This window comes from Snodgrassella alvi, assembly GCF_002777425.1.
GTDB classification, from domain to species: domain Bacteria; phylum Pseudomonadota; class Gammaproteobacteria; order Burkholderiales; family Neisseriaceae; genus Snodgrassella; species Snodgrassella alvi_B.
Genome location: NZ_MDVC01000019.1, coordinates 1 through 3649, shown reverse-complemented (window position 1 = coordinate 3649; position 3649 = coordinate 1). Strand labels below are relative to the sequence as shown.

7 protein-coding genes are annotated in these 3649 nt (G+C 38.5%); 1 reads left to right on the top strand and 6 read right to left on the bottom strand.

Annotated features, from left to right (window positions below; all coding sequences use genetic code 11):
* Both BGI33_RS03030 and BGI33_RS03025 read right to left on the bottom strand, forming a co-directional pair.
* On the bottom strand, nucleotides 1-270 hold a 270-nt coding region (locus BGI33_RS03030; protein WP_100089905.1), incomplete at its 3' end, for a hypothetical protein.
* On the bottom strand, nucleotides 270-1055 hold the full coding sequence (locus BGI33_RS03025) for an RHS repeat domain-containing protein (RefSeq protein WP_100089904.1): 786 nt from the start codon (nucleotides 1053-1055) through the stop codon (nucleotides 270-272). The genes BGI33_RS03025 and BGI33_RS03030, both read right to left, overlap by 1 nt.
* A gap of 39 nt (nucleotides 1056-1094) precedes the next feature.
* Between BGI33_RS03025 and BGI33_RS13005 the strand changes: the two genes are divergently transcribed.
* A complete protein-coding gene (locus tag BGI33_RS13005; protein WP_100089903.1) occupies nucleotides 1095-1328 on the top strand; it encodes a hypothetical protein in 234 nt (77 codons plus the stop codon).
* On the opposite strand, the gene BGI33_RS03015 is transcribed toward BGI33_RS13005, so the two are convergent.
* The 4 genes from BGI33_RS03015 to BGI33_RS03000 form a co-directional block, all read right to left on the bottom strand.
* A complete protein-coding gene (locus tag BGI33_RS03015) occupies nucleotides 1325-1807 on the bottom strand; it encodes a hypothetical protein (RefSeq protein WP_100089902.1) in 483 nt (160 codons plus the stop codon). The genes BGI33_RS13005 and BGI33_RS03015 overlap by 4 nt on opposite strands.
* A 1-nt stretch (nucleotide 1808) precedes the next feature.
* The gene (locus BGI33_RS03010; protein WP_218965115.1) at nucleotides 1809-2558 is read right to left on the bottom strand and encodes an RHS repeat domain-containing protein; all 750 of its coding nucleotides are present in this window, start codon (nucleotides 2556-2558) and stop codon (nucleotides 1809-1811) included.
* Between the two features lie 199 nt (nucleotides 2559-2757).
* The gene (locus BGI33_RS03005) at nucleotides 2758-3066 is read right to left on the bottom strand and encodes a hypothetical protein (protein WP_025315298.1); all 309 of its coding nucleotides are present in this window, start codon (nucleotides 3064-3066) and stop codon (nucleotides 2758-2760) included.
* Nucleotides 3067-3079: 13 nt separating this feature from the next.
* On the bottom strand, nucleotides 3080-3649 hold a 570-nt coding region (locus tag BGI33_RS03000; RefSeq protein ID WP_144235340.1), incomplete at its 5' end, for a DUF4329 domain-containing protein.

Genomic DNA, 3649 nt, shown 5'->3' with positions numbered 1-3649 from the left:
TACAATTAGTTTTTTTAGTCTTTTAATTTCATTAATTAATCGAGGAATATCTTGTCGTGCATGTGCAATAAACTCTTGATCATCTATTGTTCCGCCAATAAGCTCAATATCATCCCCGCGATTATTTTCATCTCCAGTCATAATAAAATTAGAACCACTGGAATGATCTCTATCTTCGACGTAAGATATCCATGGCCCCTTAGTCGCTTTATCACATCGTTGTTTTATTAAATTCAATTCATCATCGGATATTTTATTATTTTGTTGCATTAACAATTCCTTTTGTTGGATTTTGGTTTGGCCGATGGGTTCTTCTGAGTAGGTGTCATTAAAGCTTCTGCTTGCTTTGCTGTAATACCTGATAAAGTTGCATGATGGGGATTATTTTTAGTTGGAGAAGGTATAACATCTCCACCTGCTGCTCGAATATCTCCAACCGTTGTAACGCCTACTTTATTGTGTGGAATACCTTCAGTTAGTTGATCTAATGTCTTACCTGCTGCGCTATTTACTGAAATTCCATCTAACTTGCCTGTACCATCAACTACAACACCACTACCATTTTTAAATGAATCAGCAAGGCATGCTCCACCTCTGCATACAATAGCATCATCTGGCAATATTGATTTTAACCCCCACGGATCCACCCAAGTCAACCCATTAGGCGCATACTGATACAGATTAAAGCCACCCAGCAATCCTATCGGATCCGGCTGGGTAAAGCGACCTATATCCGGATCATAATACCTGAACGTATTGTAATGTAGTCCGGTTTCTCTGTCTAAATATTGTCCCTGATATCTGAGGTTTTGCTCTATGGGTTCGTGTTCGATTTCATGAATCCGTTTCCCCCATAACTGAAAGCTGCATTCCCACAGTATTTTACCGTTTGCATCGGTAAGCTCTTCCGGACAGCCGTTCAGGTCGGTATGGAAGTAGCGGATATGTTGTTCATGGTTGCCGTCTGTGTCTATCCGCGCCAGTAGTTCGTAGCTGTTCTGGTCGGTATAGATATACAGGCTGGTGGGGTGATTCGGGCCGGTTTCCTGAATCATTCTTAAGCCGTCCCACAGGAAGCGGGTACGATTGTAGGGTTGGCCGTCGCGGTCTATCTGATGCTTTTCGATACGCCGGCCAAGAGCATCGTAGACGTAGCCATAACGCTGGCTGCGGTCTGTTTGTTCGATGCGTACTTCGCTCAGGCGGTTGTCGGCGTCGTAATGGTAGTGCTGGGTAGTATCGTTGGTTTGTTTGCAGCCGATTTGTCCGTGAATATTGTATTAGTATTACGTTTTCCAAACCAATTACATACTTTTGAACATTATTAAAATGGTAAATTAATTTTTTTATTCAGTTTTACTTCAATAAGCGTAGATAATTTTTTAAATAAAGTTTCCCAAACCTGTACGTACTCTAATTTACTGATAAAAATTTTCATATCCGGAATTTTTCCATTATATATGCCTACATCTGGTCCCTTCTTATATTCAAGTTCTACACCTTTATCTTTAATGTCATAATAGAAGTAAAAATCAGAACCTTGCTCACAAAACCAAATATCATCTTTGCCTGTCCAATTATTTTTTACTCGTTTGATAGATTTAACAATATCTTCATAACATACTGTTATATCAGGATAAAGATCAAGATTTACTTTGTAATTATCTTTCAGTCTAATAAAAAACTCACAATCAACATATCTTCTCAACTCTTCCAATGCATATTGAAAAGGAGTTAGTTCATCATCAATATCATCATCAATATCGCCTATAGGATTTTTATATTTAATATTAATTATGATTTCCATTTTAATCTCCAGGAATATAGGGATAGGCTGTAATAGGTTTGTCTCTAATGACTACCCTTACAATATCAGTTGTTTTTACTGTTCCATCAGGATAATATACTTTTGATGGTAGTGATACTTTAACATCATGTACTCCATGTGTATTGGGTGCTTTAGCAAACGCTTCTTCTATAATTCTATTATCACTAAAATGACCTTGGGGAATATTTTTAGTTTTTGCTCTGTCAGTTAATTCTTGTGCTTTTCTTTGAGAGCCATGTTCGTTACGAGCATGCCCATATTTTTTAGAACTTTTCCCTGCCTGATGATTTGGCTTACAACTCATTAATCCAAATGGATCAATCCAAGCCAACCCATTAGGCGCATACTGATACAGATTCAAACCACCCAGCAGCCCAATCGGATCTGGCTGAGTAAAGCGTCCTATATCCGGATCATAGTACCTGAAAGTATTGTAATGTAAGCCGGTTTCCCTGTCTAAATATTGTCCCTGATATCTGAGATTCTGCTCTATGGGTTCGTGTTCAATTTCATGAATCCGTTTACCCCATAACTGAAAGCTGCATTCCCACAGTATTTTACCGTTTGCATCGGTGAGCTCTTCCGGACAGCCATTCAGGTCGGTGTGGAAGTAGCGGATATGTTGTTCTTGGTTGCCGTCTGTGTCTATCCGCGCCAGTGGTTCGTAGCTGTTCTGGTCGGTATAGATATACAGGCTGGTAGGGTGATTCGGGCCGGTTTCCTGAATCATTCTTAACCCGTCCCACAGGAAGCGGGTACGGTTGTAGGATTGGCCCTCACGGTCTAGCTGATGTTTTTCGATACGCCGGCCAAGGGCGTTGTAGCTAGAATTCTGGGTGCTACTGGCATTTTTTATTTAAATTCTAATGGTTAAATCTTATAGATAATCGCTTTGAACCTTTCTATTATTGTATTTACCGATCAACTGGTCAGCGACTCCCATAAACGTAAATTACTTCACCTGTATCAACATTTATATCAACATTTATATCATCTATTTCTATTCCACCAACTCCAACATCCATCCAATTATCTTGCGTAATCTCTTTTGAATAGAAACGTATTGTATAATATCTAATCTCTTTTTTTATCGTTATATGATTACTAAAAGAAATATAAAAATTATTAATATCATATTTACATTTGGAAACAAACTCACTATTTTTGGCTGCTTCTATAGCTTTAAATAGAAAAGGGGTATATCTTTTATCAAGCTTAAAAATGTAGTTTTCACACATAATATGCACTTCCTTATAACGGTATAGCATCATCTGGCCCACTAACTTTACCAAATATCTTCCAAAAGCTCCCGCTTGGTGTTCCTAATACATTGGTATAATTAGGAAAGGTTTTATTAGCACGATTATGAATGCTAATATCACTATTAGAAAATTTATCACTATTATGAACATCACCAGCTTTATTCGTTCGATTAAAATTAATATCAGAGTAATCACCATGTGTGTGATATTGACCAACTGGTGTTGAGCCCTTAGGTAAACCTCCTGCTGATTCTTTAAATGTTGGTGCAGTTCTACCCGAACCAAGTCGCCCCCTTGTATAGCCATAAGTACCATCTTTTGCTTTAAATATGATCCCACCATATTCACGATTTTTGAATATCGACATTGGATTATATTTACTAAGTGCTGCTCGCCCCGCATCATTGGCGTTTTTAAAACCTGTTGTACATTTTCTTAGGCCAAGTGGATCCACCCAAGTCAACCCATTAGGCGCATACTGATACAGGTTAAACCCGCCAGCTAAGCCTATCGGGTCGGGCTGGGTAAATCTACCTATATCCGGATCATAATACCTGAA